Here is a 15,727-nt window from a genome sequence, read left to right as displayed (position 1 = left end):
AGTTTTAAATTTTTCAGAAGGTCAATAATAATTCAACTGTAAACTTGTCCGAATCCATTTCTTCGTAGAGATTCAAAATATCAAGCTCTTGATTTATAAAATACCATTCGTAATCGAACCGCAATATCGATGAAAAATATTTTTTAGTAAGCCCAAAACCAAGCCCGACTGTCAACCTATCCACATCAAAACCCTTTTCGTTCATATGCTTGTCAATGGCATCCCATCGAACGGCAGGCACAATATTCTTGAAAAAATAGGTTTCCTTAAGAGGAACTGCATAAGCGCCCTGCAGGTAATAGGAAAACATCTGATCTTCGTCAACCTCTTTGTTATCACGTTTCATAAATTCCGTTTCTACTTTCCAGTTAGCGCCCTCATAACGCAAATCTGCTCCGTAAAAAAAGTAATGTACTGTGGGTGTATTCAGGTAATCGTAAAACTTGAACGTCGACCGCAGCCCTTTCATACTACCGAGTTCGAGACGCCCGCCGTACGACAATTTTTCACGCCAGACCGGATCGTTGATCGTGTTCCCATTATATGCACCAAACTCAATGGAAGCCGGAACCGCATCAATCTTAAAATTATAATCGGCCAGAAAACCGATATCGCGTGTGCTTATAAAATATTTTCCTATAAAAGCACGGTTGGCAAACATCAGGTTGGCTGGCGAAACAACGTAAGAATTAAAAATTGGAATACTAGTCTGCCCCAGAGAAAGAGACAGTCCCCTGACGGGTTCAAAAGAACCGTACAAATCCAGCACTTTAAAGTTACCGTTATCGCTGAGCTCTATCTGTCCACGGTAGGAAAAGAAAGGGGTCAGGTAACCGCGTACGCCCATCCTGGAATTTCTGACGGAGAACCTGGAACTTCCGGTTTCAGAGGCATACTCAAATTTATTTTTCATCGTTCCATCAACCTTAAAAGTGGGATAACGAACGGAATCTGTTTCCTGTGCCGGTGTCAACAGGGAAAACATCATAAAAATAGCAACGAATAGTTTTTTCAACGACATGGATTGTTTGACGTTTAACATTTACTTAATTTTCGATTTCCGCTATTTGTGCTTCCCTTTCAATCATTTTCTTTTTGATCTCCAGTCCCCAGAAGTAGCCACCCAATCCGCCGTCGGAGCGGATAACACGGTGACAGGGAATAATGTAGGAAACGGGATTATCCCCGATAGCGGATCCGACTGCGCGTACCGCTTTCGGATTGTTTACAGCCTTCGCGATGGCTTTATAGGAAGATAATTTTCCAACGGGGATTTGCAGCAACGCTTTCCAGACACTTAACTGAAAATCGGTTCCTGCAATATGTAACGGAAGCTCCGAAACTCTTTCGTTTTTAATAAAGCTCAACGCGAGTTTATGTAAACCGGCTTTTTGTTCTTGAAGAGCCGTGCCGGAGTATCTCTTTTTCAAATCATTCAGCATCGGTTCCTTTTCTCCGAAACCCACATAACAAATACCTTTTGAAGTGGAAGCAATAACTGCCAGTCCGTAGTCGGTTTCATAAAAGAAATAGCTGACAACCGTATCTTTCACCTCTTTTTTGTTCAGAGGAACAATGGAAACAATGTTGTTCATATCAGTTGGCAAAAAACTGTTCAAACCCTTCGGAATAAGCTATGTCCAGCGTACTGTCGGGTTTCACGTAAATAAAATAATAATGCAGTCCCGGTATTTTCCGGGCAATCTCCCTCGACTTTTCCAATCCCGAAGCCATAAATGCCGTAGCATAGGCATCGGCAGTCATACAATCTTCAGCAATAACGGTTGCGCCTAAAATATCCTGTTCCGAAGGATACCCGGTTTGAGGGTCGATGGTATGGGCATACTTTTTTCCGTCTTTCACGTAGAAATTCCGGTAATTCCCCGATGTCGCCAGCGACTTATCGCATAGCGATAAGATGGTTTGCAATTCATGCTGCATACCCGTACTGTCATCAATAGGCTTATCTACTCCGATGCGCCAGCATACACCTTTATCGTTCACGCCTTTGGTCACGATCTCACCGCCAATCTCTATCATGTAATTTTCAATCCCATAGCTATCGAACAAACGGGCAACCAAATCACAGGCATAACCTTTGGATATGGCGGAAGTGTTTAACTGTAGCCGCGGATCGGATTTTACGACATTTCCTTCACTGTCGATCCGGATCTTATCGTATCCCACAAATTCTTTCAGGCTGTCGATAATTTCGGGCGTGATGCTGTCCATATTCCTGAAACCGAATCCCCAGGCATCAATAAGCGGCGAGGCCGTAATATCAAATTTTCCGTCCGTCATCCGTGAAACTTCCGTAGCTTTGTTGAATACTTCCATAAAAAGTGAATCGGGCTTCACGGGTATATTGCTGTTTATTTTGGTGATGACCGTATTTTCCCGGAAAGGATTCAAAGATTGCTCAAACCTGTCCAGTTCAGCCAGAATCTCATCCTCCAATGATCTCTTGTAAGCGTATTTGATGTGGTAAGAGGTATGGAAAATTTCACCGCTGTTTTGAAAATAGGAGTAGTTTTGTTTTTTAGGATTACACGAAGATACAATAATTGTAAAAATAAGTACGGATACCGTTAGAAAAGATATTTTTGTCTTCATCTGTGTTTTAATTAATTGAAATATCATTAGATCCACTTCGTTATTTCTTCCGGCGATTTCCGTTTCTTGTTTCTGGGATCCGGATCAACGTTTTCCGGATAACCAACGGGTAATAGAACGATGGGTTCCACATTTTCACTGAGTTGTAATCCCTCCTTTACGGTTTGCGAATTGAAGTTGCAAACCCAACAAGTTCCAAGTCCAAGTTCAGTGATTTTTAACACCATGTGTTCCACGGCAATTGCTATATCGATATCGAGGTGGTCCTTGCCGTCACACGGACGTTTCCACGATTGTTGATGGTCTCCGCAGGCAAGGATGTATAGCGGGGCACTATTGAACCACTCTCGCGGATAACTTTGCCGCATTATTTTTTTGGCTTCTTCCGACCGGCATATGTAGAATTTCCACGGTTGGAAGTTAACGGCTGAAGGAGCTAAACGGGCACTTTCGATTATTTCATCAATAAATTCTTTATCAACAGATTGATCCTTGAATTTTCGTACTGATCTGCGTAACTGGATTATCTCGTCAAGTTTCATCTGTTATCCCTTAAAATTCTTCTTCAATCCTGTAATTATTCCGGTCGGGAGAATTGCGTGAAATCAATTCTCCTAGAAAACCGGTAAGAAAAAGCAGTGTTCCCAGAATCATCATCGTCAGTGATATGTAAAAGTAGGGCGATTCGGTTACCAGCCGGTACGGATTTCCTACATGCATATCGTACAGTTTAGTGGCGCCTACCAGGATGCTGGCAATAAACCCCAGAATAAACATTATACTGCCCAAGAGCCCAAAGAAATGCATCGGTTTCTTGCCGAATTTATTCAAAAACCAGATGGTCAACAAATCGAGGTAACCGTTCACAAAACGGTCTGCGCCGAACTTGCTTTTTCCGTATTTGCGCGCCTGATGACGGACCTCTTTCTCGCCGATCTGTTTAAATCCTGCATCTTTTGCCAGAATGGGAATATAGCGGTGCATGTCGTTATACACTTCAATGCTTTGGGCCAATGAGCGTTTGTAGGCTTTTAGACCGCAATTGAAATCGTGAAGGCGGATACCCGATACTTTTCTGGCCGTGGCATTAAAAAGCTTCGACGGCAGATTTTTGGTCAGTGTGGCATCGTAACGTTTGCGTTTCCATCCCGAAACCAGGTCGTAACCCTCTTCCCTTATCATCCGGTAAAGTTCGGGAATTTCATCGGGGCTGTCCTGCAGGTCGGCATCCATGGTAATCACCACGTCTCCTTTAACTTTCCGGAAGGCACAGTGCAAAGCGGGTGATTTTCCGTAATTGCGCTGGAACTTAATCGCCTTCACCCGGTCCGACTGTTCACGAAATCCGGTAATCACTTCCCACGAATGATCGGTACTCCCATCGTCTACAAAGATAATTTCGTACGAAAATCCGTTTTGTTCCATCACCCGCTTAATCCATGCGTGCAGTTCTGGAAGGGATTCCTCTTCGTTGTAGAGTGGAATTACAACAGAAATATCCATAATTTTTTATTTGACGATTTTAGATTGACGATTTACGATTTGCAGGTGTGTACCTGCGGGCAAACGGCACAACAAATAACGACAAAATCGTTCCGATAAAAACATCGGCCAGGATCACGTTACTGAAGATATAGTTCACGGTTGTCGGTAGCGGCTGGTCTTCAAGGGAATTTACCATGCTCTCACTCAAATTCATCATCCTTACGGTCTCGATCATATTTTCATACAGCTTCCCTACAAAAGCCTGGTCAACCCAAGTGATATGTATGAAGACAATCACAGCTTCCAGAAGTGATGCAAAAAAAAACAGCATGATACCAAACTGGACTCCGTGACCATATCCCATATTGTTGTTTACTATAGCGGTTTTATACTTTACCAGAAAATAAAAAAGAATAAGCGGAGTGCCTATAGCCAAGAATGATCCGAGGATACTTAAAGCCGGAATCCGGCCCGCACCCATCACAAAAAGATATTTCAACATCCAAAACAAACCCAAAAAAACGCCGCCATACATGGCATAGTTCATCAACTGACTCTTATCTTCCTGCATAAAAAACTATTTAACGTACAAAAGTAACTAAAAAAAGTCAGAAGTCGGAAACCAGAAGCCGGAAGATTGTTTTTTTCATAAATCGCGAATGATTAACTAAAAATTTCGATAAATACGTTAACTTTGCGCGAATCAAAAAAAGTAAACATATTTTTTAGCATGGAAAATGTAAAACCGCTCACCCCCCTGTCCAAAACTGTAGTTGGGGTTCAGTTTCTTTTTGTGGCTTTCGGTGCCACAGTTTTAGTACCTCTTTTAGTCGGCCTGGATCCTTCCACAGCATTATTCACTGCCGGAATCGGGACACTGGTCTTTCATCTGGTAACGAAAGGCATTGTCCCTATCTTTTTAGGCAGCAGTTTCGCTTTTATCGCGCCGATTGTTAAAGCCACCGAGCTTTACGGATTGGCCGGGACCTTATCGGGGTTAGTGGCCGTAGGCGCTGTTTATTTTCTGATGAGTGCACTCGTCAAGTGGCAGGGGATGAAAGTTATCCAGCGGTTGTTCCCGCCCGTAGTTATTGGCCCGGTCATCATGCTTATCGGCTTGTCGCTTTCCGGAACGGGTGTGAATATGGCTGCTGAAAACTGGCTGCTGGCTATTATTGCGCTTGTAACTGCCATTATCGTGAGCATGTTTGCCAAAGGGTTGCTGAAACTGATTCCTATTTTCAGCGGAATCATTGTGGGATACATTGCTGCTGTTTTTATGGGGAAGATCGATTTTACACCCGTCATTGAAGCTCCCTGGTTCAGTCTGCCGCAATTTGTCACCCCAAAATTTTCGTGGCAAGCCATCCTGTTTATGGCTCCGGTAGCCATCGCTCCGGTTATTGAACATGTTGGCGACGTTTATGCTGTGAGCCAGGTAGCTGGAAAAGATTTCGTAAAAAAGCCGGGACTTCACCGAACGATGTTGGGCGACGGCATTGCATGCAGCATAGCCGGGCTTATCGGCGGACCTCCGGTTACCACTTATTCGGAAGTTACCGGCGCAATGGTGCTGACCAAAGTGACCGATCCGGTAGTGATTCGCATTGCGGCGGTGACGGGCATTGTTTTTTCGTTAATTGGGAAAATAAGCTTCTTCCTTAAAACCATACCCAACGCGGTGCTAGGTGGAATTATGTTGTTGCTTTTCGGCATGATTGCAGCTACCGGCGTCAACAACATGATCGCCAACAAAACCGATATGAGCGTTACACGCAACCTGATTATTGTCTCGCTTATCCTGACTACGGGAATCGGTGGGGCTATTTTTAAGATAGGTGATTTTACCTTTGCCGGCATCGGGTTAGCGGCTATGGTCGGTGTAGTCCTGAACTTGATTTTACCCGGCCACAAGGAAGAGAAGGGAAGCGAAGCCAAGTAAAAGACTCAATAATCATTGTCCGGACAGTAACAGGAGCCGGTGTGTCTTGCAGATGCGGAGCGGAAGTTCATTCTTCCGCTCCGTAGAACTTTTTATTGAAAAATACGTTCAAAGGGAAAGAACGTAAAAATGGAAAAAAAGACAACGCAGAAAACCAACAAAAAGGGATCGTGGATTTTTAATATAATTTTTATCGGGTTAATTGCCTTGATTTTGTTTACACCGGTTGGTAGCAAATTGAAGTATTGGACAAGCAAACTGATGGCTTCTTTTACTCCATCGGTGCAAAAAGTGGAGAAACGCGAAAAATTAACCGATTACCACTGGCTGCTGACCGATAACAACAGTCAATCTTTCGATTTAAGTCAGGCGCAGGGGAAAGTGATTTTCCTGAATACCTGGGCAACATGGTGCCCACCTTGCATTGCAGAGATGCCTGCCTTACAGGAACTTTACAACAAGTACAAAAATAATCCCGATGTGGTGTTTGTGTTTGCAACCACAGATCCGAAGAATACGGTGGATAAATTCATGACCGACAAAGGGTACAATTTGCCGGTGTATTACATTCAATCTGCCCCACCCCCTCAACTGGGTTCCAACACCATTCCCATCACTTTTTTGATTGGAAAAAACGGCGGTATTGCCATCCGGAAAGTAGGCGCCGCCGATTGGAGCAGCAGGAAGGTTACCGGCACAATTGACCAGTTACTTCAAGAATAAAACGTACCGCTATCCGGTGAGGGCATACCTGTCAAGGTATTCTTCCCAGCATCTTGTCCATTACCCAATTGGTTCGCATGGCAGAACGAAAATCACCTACGGGATAGGGTCCGTTGCCATTCAGGTAATTCACAATGCTCTGAATCAGGTAAAACTGAATGTTTTCGGGATTTTCTTCGGTATAGATTTTTTCGCCGGAGGCACGGTTGAGGACGATAGGTGTGAAATGAAACGTAGAAAACCGGATAGATCCCTTCGATCCAATAATTTCCACCTCATCCGTACGTTCACTCACGGGAGCTGCAAATTCCCAGTGTCCGCTGCCTCTCACACCCGTCTTATGCAACCACTCTCCGTCCACCGTATCTTCCACATCGTACAATCCGGCTACGTTTTTAGCCGTTCCGCCTACTTCGGTTATTTCACCGAAAACAAAATCCAGGTAATCCAGTTGATGCGAAGCCAGATCGTAGAAATACCCGGCTCCCGCAACCTCTTTCTTCACCCGCCAGGGAAGTGTTTCCCGGCTTAAATCGGATGGATACGGCGGTATAATGAACCGGATTTTCACTTCGCGGACCTCTCCTATCTCTCCACTTTCCAGCAACTGCCTTATACGCAGAAAATAGGGCAACGTCCTGCGGTAATACGCCACAAAACAGGGGACTCCCGTCTCTTTTGCAGCTTCCGCCATGATCACACACTCTTCGAACGAAGCAGCCATGGGTTTCTCCACATACACCGGTTTTCCGGCTTTCATGGCCGCAACAGCATATTCGGCATGTGATCCGGGTGGCGTAGCAACGTATACCGCATTCACAGCGGAGTCATTAATCAACGCATCCGCATCGGAATACCACTTGGCTATATGGTGCCGCAACGCGTAATCCTTGGCTGATTCTGCATCACGGCGCATCACCGCAACTACATCCGACCCATCGACTTTGCGGAAAGCCGGGCCGCTTTTCTTTTCCGTTACATTTCCGCAACCGATAAAACCCCAGTTAATCATATTTTAATAGAAATTAGAGGTTGACCCTTGGCTCTTGAATTTCTTATATCCTCTGTAAGAAACAAGCGCCAGAACAATAACTCCGAACAATATCGCATACAGGTATACAAAGACCTCCGAAACCCCTTCGTTTTCTCCGTAGGAATGTAAACCGCTCAAGAGGTAATTTACTCCCCAAAATGTCATCAGCACCGAAGCAAATGCCATTACCGATGCCAGGTTAAAGAACCAATCGTTATTCAATTTCCTGACCAGATGGATATGGGTGACCACGCTATAGACAACAACGGTAATAAGTGCCCAGGTCTCTTTAGGATCCCAGCTCCAGTAGCGGCCCCACGATTCGTTAGCCCAAATACCGCCCAAAAAAGTACCGATAGTCATCAGGGCCAACCCCACCAACAATGACATGTTGTTGATAATACTCAGTTCCCTGACGTGAAGCATTGCCGTCTCTTTTTTAGCCACACTTAGAATAAGGAGGTTAGATAACCCCAACAACAGGCTTATCCCAAAAAAACCGTAAGCAGCCACCGTTACAGCAACGTGAAACATAAGCCACGGAGATTTCAGTACGGGTACAAGCGTTGTAATCTGGGGTTCCATCCAGTTCAGACCGGAAACAAAAAGAATTATTCCTCCGAAGATGGTTGCCGTTGCCAGGGTGAGATCACTTTTCCGTCCGAAAATCAATCCGGCCAGTATGGTAGCCCAGGCTACATATACCATGGTTTCGTACGAGTTGCTCCAAGGTGCGTATCCCGATATATACCAACGCATAGCCATGCCGTAGACGTGATACAGAAAAACCAGAAAAATACCCCAGACGAGTACCTTGGAGAGAATATTTGTCCACATTGCTTCTTTGAAAAGCCGTAAAAAAGCCGTCATAAGCAACAGGAGGCCCAGGGCAAAATAACCGGTGCGGGTTTTACTGAAAATATTTTGTTTGTTGTAACGGATCTCCGTGCGTATTTTCTTGGGGTTTATGTGACCGGCTTGATCTGCCTTTTGTTGAAAGGCAGCTATTGAATCAAGAATTGTGTTGGGTTGCTGCCAGTCTCCGCTTTCAAGCGACCGGTTTACTTCCGAAAGATACAGGGGCAAAGAGCGGGAAATAAACAAGGAGTCTTCTTCAGGTATTCCCGACAAATCATCTCCCGGAGCATACCAGGTATCGTTAGGAGCATCTGCTTTTGGAAAAAGTGTCAGCAGTTTATGGTTCAGCAACAAGAAAAGAATGTTTATCTTTTCATCGAGTTTGATAATATCTTTATCAAACTCATTTCTTTGCGATTCGGGTTTATGATAGGCTTCATTTACCCGGGCAAGAAGTTTGTAGTTTCCCTTCGGGTCAAAGACCTGGGCATACGCAAAATGCTGTTCCGGTAACTGAAACATTTTTGCCACCTCTTCGTTGGAGTTGGCAATGAACGGCACCTGCATCCACATCTGTGGCATCGTGAGTATCCCCAGCAAGAACTGATCGGAATTTAGTCTTCCAATTTTATTGTTCTTATGTATCTTTCTCAATAGCTCCGCTGAAAACGTATTCATCGGTATAATCCTGCCTGCGAATTGAACCGGTAACTGTCCGAACTCCGCAGCATGTTCCACCGGGACAGCATTTCTTTGCACGGCCTGAAAAACAGCCTGGCTGGTAAAGTCCTGTGCGCCGGCACTGAAGGCTATAAGCAGAAAAACGACCGTCAGCTTTGCCGAACGCCTCAATTCGTTTAACTGGCGGCTAAGCTTATTTAACCGGGAGTTTGGAGTAACGAACATCAAAACAAACCCGGCTACCAGGAAAAAATATCCGGCGTAAGTAATGTTTCGTCCCGCTACATCCTTGTTGACGGATAAAACAGTGCCTTGCTCGTCCTCGTCGTAAGAGGCCTGAAAAAAACGATATCCTTTCAAATCGAGTACATTGTTCATGTAAACACGTGCCTCACGCACTTCACCATCGATATGTATCCGTAAATCGCTCTCATAGGAGGAAGGGCTCATGGAACCGGGATACCTGATCAACCTGAATTGGGTAAGCTCCAGCGTGAACGGGAGTTCTTCCTTAAACACCCCTTTCGACGTGTGCATAACCATTACATTGTTTGTTTCCCCTTCACGGATGTGCATTGTTCCTTCTTTTCCAAAGACATGTGTTGTTAAAGCCCCGGCGAGAATAACAACAAACGCAAAGTGGATAACCGTAAGTGCCCAACGGCGTCTTTTTATAAAACGGTGATCAATAAACGTTAAAATGAAATTTACAACCAACAGGAATTGGAGGAAAAAGAAAACGGGAGAATAATAAATCATCACTTTGGCCGCTTCGGTAGTCATCTCTTTTTCGATAAACGTAGCAAGCGCCATTAAAAAGGCATAAACAAGTAAAAGAACTATTGTCGTTTTATAGGATGCGAGAAGTTGTCTTATTTTTTCCATAGTTTAATTGATATTGAAACAATTGCCACCATATTTCAACTTAATATCGTTTCTATACGGTACAGTCTGTCACAAAAATATAAAAATAACCGGTTGATGCGTTATATTATCTGATAAAAATCCCCGAAACAGCGGTGTTCCGGGGATTTTGAGATCAAGCCAAAGCTCGTATTAACTTACTTGTTCTTTTTCAGGCCTCTTTCCATTGTTTTCTCAACAAGTCGAGCGCAGCCGGGACAACTACCTTTCGGTCGCCCTGGCAGCCGCATTCAAAGCTGACGTACTTATCGTAACCGATCATTTTCAATCCGCGGAAACCGTTCACGTAGTTGTCGGCTTCTCCGTCTTCTCCCGGCATGCTGCGGCGCTTACGGCTGGCCATATGCACGTGTTGCAGGTATTTTCCCGCTGAAACGAAAGCCGCCATGTCACACGTTTCTTCCCACGTCATGTGCCAGAAGTCTCCCAGACAGGTAACTCCGGGGTTGTTGATGTCGCGGCATATGGATGCAGCATCCGCCACCTGGCGGAGGTAAAAGGCTTCCTTTCGGTTCAGAGGCTCCAGGATAACCGTTGTGCCATACTTTTGAGCCGTGTTGCCCATTTCGTTGAACTGCTCACACAGGAAATCGCGCGTTTCTTGTGTATGTGGCATCACCGGCACCTGCGAATTGAACGCCGGAACGATGATCACTCCCGTTGAGCCAAGTTCACCGCCCAGGATGATCAGTTCTTCCATCGTGTCACGGCATTTCTTGCGGATAGCGGGATCGGTAGAAAGAATGAATCCTTCGAAGCCGGCGCAAACGGCGCTAACTTTGATGTTACGCCCTTTTAACGCATCCTTGAACTCTTGCATCCTGCCTTTCATCCCCCTGCCGTGGGGCTCGAACCCCACCACGCCGTGTTCTTCCATAAAGTCGAACTTTTCGTTCAGGTTTGCACCGGGAGCTGTCCCTTCCTGAAACGATATTCTGAGCTCTGCCTTGATCGGAAAGGCGGGAGGAGTACCGGCCGGGGTTTCACCCGCGAAAGCGCTCAGGGACTTTCCAAGGCCGGCTACAGCGGCACCGGCAAGTGATGATTTGATGAATTTTCTTCTGTCTATCGTCATGATTATAACGTATTTATTCTTTTATTTGGCACTTCCCGGCACAGGGACAGTAAAGCCTTTCATGTCCATCTTGCCGATGTTCAGGTCTGCCGGGGTATAATCCAGGGGAGCCGCCGCCATGGCGTCCCAGGTGGTCTCCTGGCCGCTGTAGGCCGCCTCGCGTCCCATGATGGCTGCCAGGTTGGAAACTGCCGTTTCGGATGCCTGTTCGATGGGGGTGTTTGCCCGGATACAGTTAATCAGGTTCACGTGTTCCAGCGTGTAGGGGTCGGTCTGCTTGAAGTTCGCCTTTTCAGCCTCACCGTCGTATTGCCAGAGGACGTTTCCGGCCAGATCCTTGATCACGTGCCCGCCCTGGCTTGTCCACGAACCTTTTGTTCCCTGGATGAATTCGCTCACGTTGTTGGCGCATCCGTCAATCTGGCGGCACATGCTGTGCAGGTGGATCCCGTTCTCCATGGTGAAATCCACACTGAAATTATCGTACTGGTCTCCGGTCACGCGGCGCTGGCGGGAGCCGAAGGCGACTGCTTTCGCCGGTTTCAACCCGCTGAACCAGGTAAACACGTCGATGTTGTGGACGTGCTGTTCCACGATGTGGTCTCCCGACAACCATTTCCAGTTCACCCAGTCGCGGACCATGAATTCGAAATCGCTCCAGGCGGGTTGGCGGTCGCGGTACCACAACATGCTCTGGTTCCAGTAGACGGCTCCCCCGGTGATCTCCCCGATAAGGCCGCCCATGATCTGTTTGTATGACTCAACGTATGAGCGTTGGTGGTGGCGCTGCGTTCCGGTGACAACGCTTAAATTCTTGGCCTGGGCCTGTTTGGCTGTCGCCACGATGGTGCGGTATCCCACCGAATCCACGCAAACCGGTTTTTCCAGGAAACAATGCTTGCCCTGTTCCACGGCATACTTGAAATGTTCCGCGCGGAAAAACGGCGGCGTGCAGTCGATCAGGATATCAATCCCGCTGTCAATGACCTGCTTGTACGCATCCAGGCCCACGAAACGCTTGTCGGCCGGCACATCGATGCTTTTTTCCGCTTTCAGCTTGTCGGCCAGGCCGTTCACCTTGTCTTCGAACACGTCGCCCAACGCCACGATCGTAACACCGTTAGCGGCATTCAGGAAATTCATGGCGGCGCCCGATCCTCTTCCTCCGCAACCGACAACACCAGCTTTCAACTCTTTTCCGTCTGTAGCCAGGTCCACCAACTCCGGCACGTAATACGTTCCGGGTTCTTTCAGGGGAACCGTCACATCCTTTTTCTCACCGCTGCAAGAGGTTAAAAAACCCGTCGTTCCGGTCCCAATCACGCCTGCTGCTCCGGCAACAGCCGAAGTTTTAAGAAATGTTCTTCTCGTTAAGTTGTTCTCTCTTTTCATATACTTAAATTTGTTTTAGAAATGTTTTATTTTGCAATTAATGAACTGTCTGGCTCACAAACTACCCTGAATCCAATTCCTTTTATATCGGAATACCACCAGATACTCTTTGGCTGTTGTGGATCGGTTTTTAACCAATCGTCATGCCGGGTGTGGCTGCGTGCGGCCGAACGAACATCGGCTGCATCCGACAAGTAACTTCCTCCTCTCACCACCCATTCTTCACCTTGGGTGACCAGGGGATCACTTGTAACGCCGCTTCTTTTTCCGTATGCAGCTTCATCATACTTGTCAGCGGTGTATTCCATTACGTTACCCAGCATATTTTTTAATCCGAATGGATTAGGCTTCACCAACGACGGTTCCTGCGTACGGTTATCGCTGTTTTTACCGTAGATAACGAATGCGCTTATACTGTCTGTTTTTGCAGGGAAGAACTTCCGCATAAACCCTTCATCGGAAAAATCTTTGGGGCTTCCTGTAAAGAAATAGGGTGTTTGCGTACCACCGCGTGCCGCATATTCCCATTCGGCTTCGGTAGGTAAGCGGTACTTTTTGCCTGTTTTCTGCGACAGCCACTGACAGAATGTTTCTGCGGCATAATGCGTCATTGTAATGGCCGGCCTGTCGCCCGAGCCCCATCCCTGGTCAGGATATCCAAACGGAGGTGTTGGACCGGAGATTGCATCTACACCCATAGCTTTCAAGTTGTTTTCGTAAACCACTTCGGGAGGAGTTCTTCCTTCGCTCATGGTATTGGCATAAAAAGCCCAGTACTGATCCCAGGTAGTTTCTACTTCAGCCATGAAGAAGGGACTTACCTTCACTTCATGTTGTGGGGCTTCATCCGTTTTGTGGAAAGGTTCCTTGGGTGAACTACCCATAGTGTAAGTTCCTCCGGGTACCGCTTTCATGTTGAACGAGACTGCCGTACCGGGGATCTGTTCGGTATAATTTTCAAAAGCCGTTACTGCGGCAGCTTCTTTAAAAAACTTGCTTGAATCCACAGCAGTAGCTACATTCATCCCAGGTATTCCCACCATTTGTCCGTGCGAATAGTTCGGGTTATAATGCCCTGCATCGAGGTGGCAGCTGATACACTGCAGATTGAGCTTTTCATGATTCTCGTCGTAATACATATGCGCGGTAATGCCATCATCGGTTATTCCCTGAGGGAATAAATTCTGATGACATTTTACGCAGGAAGCGTTTGGAATATATTTTATAGCATGTTCGAGTTCAGATTTTCTATCCCAGTCGAAGTCTGCACTGTCCTTGGTAAGATATCCCCATACGTCTCTGATACCCAAAGCGGCTTTAGCCGTGTAATGAGCCCATGTGTCGTCTTTTGGCGGCAAATGACAATCCACGCAGTTGACCATTACGCCACTTCCGTTGTTCACGTGAACAGAAAGTTTCCAACTTTCTTCTGCGTGAGGATGAACATGACACATCATGCATGATTCGTTGGTAGAAAAATAAACGGATGTTTGATACAATGCTCCGATGAAAATTATGCCTATCGCAATACCCAACAGCAAAATGAACCCTTTACGTTGATGAAATTTTTTCCGGTTTTTTTTGTGTTGATCACCATAGATGTTTTTAGATTTAGCCATCTATCTATTAATTAATGAATTAAATATTTAATTGTTGCTTTTTAACGCGTAAAAAATAAAATGATATCTTAAGCTTGCAAATATATGAAAATTTAATGGTTTGCAGGTTTAATTTGTACAAAAAAGCAATTTAAATCGCAGATAAATATTATTCAATCCATTTACACCATTTGTTGCAGTGATCGTTACCAGAAGCAATTATTGTTTCTATAAACTGCATGCCGCGAACGCCATCGGCTACAGTAGGAAAATCCAGGATCTTATAATCGGGAGCCTCTCCTCTTTTTTTTGCCAACACCGTCAGCACGAAGTTTCTGTATATGTTGGCAAAGGCTTCTATAAACCCTTCGGGATGTCCGGAAGGAATTCTTGTGTTCCACAAAGCCAAATCGCTCATGTATTCGTTGCTGCCCATGTAAAGCTCTTCTGTCGGCCTGTCTTCCCATCTCAGAATCAACCGGTTCGGATCCATCTGACGCCATTCCATGCCCCCCTTCTCACCGTAAACCCTGATTCGGATATTGTTTGCTTCACCTGTTGCAATTTGCGTTGCCATAAGTACTCCGGCAACTCCGTTCTCAAAGCGTAAAAGGGCAGCTCCGTCATCATCTACCGGGCGTCCTTCCACAAAGGTTCGCAGATCGGCACATACCTCCTCCACTTTCAACCCGGTGATGTATTCCGCCAGATGCCAGGCGTGGGTACCCACATCTCCCATGGTACCTGCTTTACCGGTACGGGCTGGATCTGTACGCCATCCCGCATTGTTTCCGCCCAACATTTCAATTCTTTTCGACAACCAGCCTTGTGTATATTCTACGTAAACTCGCCTCAGTTTTCCTATTTTACCTTCAGCAATCCTGGCTTTGGCTTCCTTAACCGCCGGATAACCTGAATAGACGTGTGTAAGAGCCAGAACAAGGCCCGTTTCTTCCACTTTCTTTTGGAGTATTTTTGCTTCTTCCAACGAAAAGGTCATGGGTTTGTCAATAACTACGTGAAAACCTCTCTCCAAGGCCATCATGGCCGGTTCAAAATGCCATTTGTTGGGGGTTACGATGGTCACAAAATCCATCCGTTCTTCTTCGGGCAGAAGCATTTCTTTTTCGAACATCTCCTGATAGGTAGTGTATATTCTGTTGTCGGGGAGAAAATATTCCCTTCCGGAACTCCGGGATATTTCCGGATTTACGCTGAAACAACCGCATACCAATTCAATCAGATTGTCCATAAAAGCAGCGTTACGATGAATTGCCCCTATAAAAGCATCACTTCCGCCACCAACCATACCCATTTTAAGTTTTCTTTTCATGAAAAAATGGTATTAACTTACAATTAGTAAAAAATAAATTCAAATTTACATCTTTTTATCGAACGGACAA

At 45.8% G+C, this 15,727-nt stretch carries 14 protein-coding genes; 2 read left to right on the top strand and 12 right to left on the bottom strand.

All coding sequences use genetic code 11. The annotated features are described in order from the left end of the window. Positions 1-13 precede the first annotated feature (13 nt). From AACM02_RS08900 to AACM02_RS08875, 6 genes are read right to left on the bottom strand one after another with little or no spacing between them, the layout of a single operon-like run. Complete coding sequence (locus AACM02_RS08900; RefSeq protein ID WP_214062887.1) at positions 14-1,042, bottom strand: hypothetical protein; 1,029 nt, start codon at positions 1,040-1,042, stop codon at positions 14-16. A gap of 4 nt (positions 1,043-1,046) precedes the next feature. Next, complete coding sequence (locus AACM02_RS08895) at positions 1,047-1,595, bottom strand: methylated-DNA--[protein]-cysteine S-methyltransferase (RefSeq protein ID WP_339116729.1); 549 nt, start codon at positions 1,593-1,595, stop codon at positions 1,047-1,049. A 1-nt stretch (position 1,596) separates the two neighbouring features. Further along, the gene (locus tag AACM02_RS08890; protein ID WP_339116728.1) at positions 1,597-2,613 is read right to left on the bottom strand and encodes an FAD:protein FMN transferase; all 1,017 of its coding nucleotides are present in this window, start codon (positions 2,611-2,613) and stop codon (positions 1,597-1,599) included. Between the two features lie 26 nt (positions 2,614-2,639). Beyond that, entirely contained in the window at positions 2,640-3,155 is a 516-nt protein-coding gene (locus AACM02_RS08885) for a nitroreductase family protein (RefSeq protein ID WP_339116727.1), read from the bottom strand. A gap of 10 nt (positions 3,156-3,165) precedes the next feature. Beyond that, positions 3,166-4,116, bottom strand: a complete 951-nt coding sequence (locus AACM02_RS08880) for a glycosyltransferase family 2 protein (RefSeq protein WP_214062891.1) — start codon at positions 4,114-4,116, stop codon at positions 3,166-3,168. A gap of 19 nt (positions 4,117-4,135) precedes the next feature. Then, a complete protein-coding gene (locus tag AACM02_RS08875) occupies positions 4,136-4,669 on the bottom strand; it encodes a DUF4199 domain-containing protein (protein ID WP_339116726.1) in 534 nt (177 codons plus the stop codon). 159 nt (positions 4,670-4,828) lie between these two features. On the opposite strand from AACM02_RS08875, the gene AACM02_RS08870 reads away from it, so the two are divergent. Then, entirely contained in the window at positions 4,829-6,040 is a 1,212-nt protein-coding gene (locus AACM02_RS08870; protein ID WP_214062893.1) for a uracil-xanthine permease family protein, read from the top strand. Between the two features lie 129 nt (positions 6,041-6,169). Beyond that, on the top strand, positions 6,170-6,763 hold the full coding sequence (locus tag AACM02_RS08865; RefSeq protein ID WP_339116725.1) for a TlpA disulfide reductase family protein: 594 nt from the start codon (positions 6,170-6,172) through the stop codon (positions 6,761-6,763). Between the two features lie 31 nt (positions 6,764-6,794). On the opposite strand, the gene AACM02_RS08860 is transcribed toward AACM02_RS08865, so the two are convergent. The 6 genes from AACM02_RS08860 to AACM02_RS08835 all read right to left on the bottom strand — a co-directional run bounded on the left by AACM02_RS08860 (position 6,795) and on the right by AACM02_RS08835 (position 15,657). Beyond that, positions 6,795-7,775: a Gfo/Idh/MocA family protein gene (locus tag AACM02_RS08860; protein WP_339116724.1), complete on the bottom strand. Its 981-nt coding sequence runs from the start codon at positions 7,773-7,775 to the stop codon at positions 6,795-6,797. A 3-nt stretch (positions 7,776-7,778) separates the two neighbouring features. Continuing rightward, complete coding sequence (gene ccsA / locus AACM02_RS08855; RefSeq protein ID WP_339116723.1) at positions 7,779-10,220, bottom strand: cytochrome c biogenesis protein CcsA; 2,442 nt, start codon at positions 10,218-10,220, stop codon at positions 7,779-7,781. 190 nt (positions 10,221-10,410) lie between these two features. Beyond that, on the bottom strand, positions 10,411-11,334 hold the full coding sequence (locus AACM02_RS08850; protein WP_332457699.1) for a sugar phosphate isomerase/epimerase: 924 nt from the start codon (positions 11,332-11,334) through the stop codon (positions 10,411-10,413). Between the two features lie 21 nt (positions 11,335-11,355). After that, on the bottom strand, positions 11,356-12,726 hold the full coding sequence (locus tag AACM02_RS08845) for a Gfo/Idh/MocA family oxidoreductase (RefSeq protein ID WP_339116722.1): 1,371 nt from the start codon (positions 12,724-12,726) through the stop codon (positions 11,356-11,358). Positions 12,727-12,752: 26 nt separating this feature from the next. After that, complete coding sequence (locus AACM02_RS08840; RefSeq protein ID WP_332455652.1) at positions 12,753-14,345, bottom strand: SUMF1/EgtB/PvdO family nonheme iron enzyme; 1,593 nt, start codon at positions 14,343-14,345, stop codon at positions 12,753-12,755. Positions 14,346-14,493: 148 nt separating this feature from the next. Next, positions 14,494-15,657 (bottom strand): Gfo/Idh/MocA family oxidoreductase, encoded by a 1,164-nt coding sequence (locus AACM02_RS08835; protein WP_339116721.1) that lies wholly within the window; start codon positions 15,655-15,657, stop codon positions 14,494-14,496. Between the last annotated feature and the right edge of the window lie 70 nt (positions 15,658-15,727).

This window comes from Petrimonas sp. (assembly GCF_963921705.1).
Taxonomy (GTDB): domain Bacteria; phylum Bacteroidota; class Bacteroidia; order Bacteroidales; family Dysgonomonadaceae; genus Petrimonas; species Petrimonas sulfuriphila.
The sequence above is the reverse complement of the archived record's forward strand: the minus strand, read 5'-3'. Positions and strand labels throughout refer to the sequence as shown.

Coding starts and splice junctions, on each gene's coding strand:
- AACM02_RS08865 (WP_339116725.1), top strand. CDS start 6,170: ATGGAAAAAAAGACAACGCAGAAAACCAACAAAAAGGGATCGTGGATT.
- AACM02_RS08870 (WP_214062893.1), top strand. CDS start 4,829: ATGGAAAATGTAAAACCGCTCACCCCCCTGTCCAAAACTGTAGTTGGG.
- AACM02_RS08840 (WP_332455652.1), bottom strand. CDS start 14,345: ATGGCTAAATCTAAAAACATCTATGGTGATCAACACAAAAAAAACCGG.
- AACM02_RS08850 (WP_332457699.1), bottom strand. CDS start 11,334: ATGACGATAGACAGAAGAAAATTCATCAAATCATCACTTGCCGGTGCC.
- AACM02_RS08860 (WP_339116724.1), bottom strand. CDS start 7,775: ATGATTAACTGGGGTTTTATCGGTTGCGGAAATGTAACGGAAAAGAAA.
- AACM02_RS08885 (WP_339116727.1), bottom strand. CDS start 3,155: ATGAAACTTGACGAGATAATCCAGTTACGCAGATCAGTACGAAAATTC.
- AACM02_RS08880 (WP_214062891.1), bottom strand. CDS start 4,116: ATGGATATTTCTGTTGTAATTCCACTCTACAACGAAGAGGAATCCCTT.
- AACM02_RS08890 (WP_339116728.1), bottom strand. CDS start 2,613: ATGAAGACAAAAATATCTTTTCTAACGGTATCCGTACTTATTTTTACA.
- ccsA (WP_339116723.1), bottom strand. CDS start 10,220: ATGGAAAAAATAAGACAACTTCTCGCATCCTATAAAACGACAATAGTT.
- AACM02_RS08875 (WP_339116726.1), bottom strand. CDS start 4,669: ATGCAGGAAGATAAGAGTCAGTTGATGAACTATGCCATGTATGGCGGC.
- AACM02_RS08895 (WP_339116729.1), bottom strand. CDS start 1,595: ATGAACAACATTGTTTCCATTGTTCCTCTGAACAAAAAAGAGGTGAAA.
- AACM02_RS08835 (WP_339116721.1), bottom strand. CDS start 15,657: ATGAAAAGAAAACTTAAAATGGGTATGGTTGGTGGCGGAAGTGATGCT.
- AACM02_RS08900 (WP_214062887.1), bottom strand. CDS start 1,042: ATGTTAAACGTCAAACAATCCATGTCGTTGAAAAAACTATTCGTTGCT.
- AACM02_RS08845 (WP_339116722.1), bottom strand. CDS start 12,726: ATGAAAAGAGAGAACAACTTAACGAGAAGAACATTTCTTAAAACTTCG.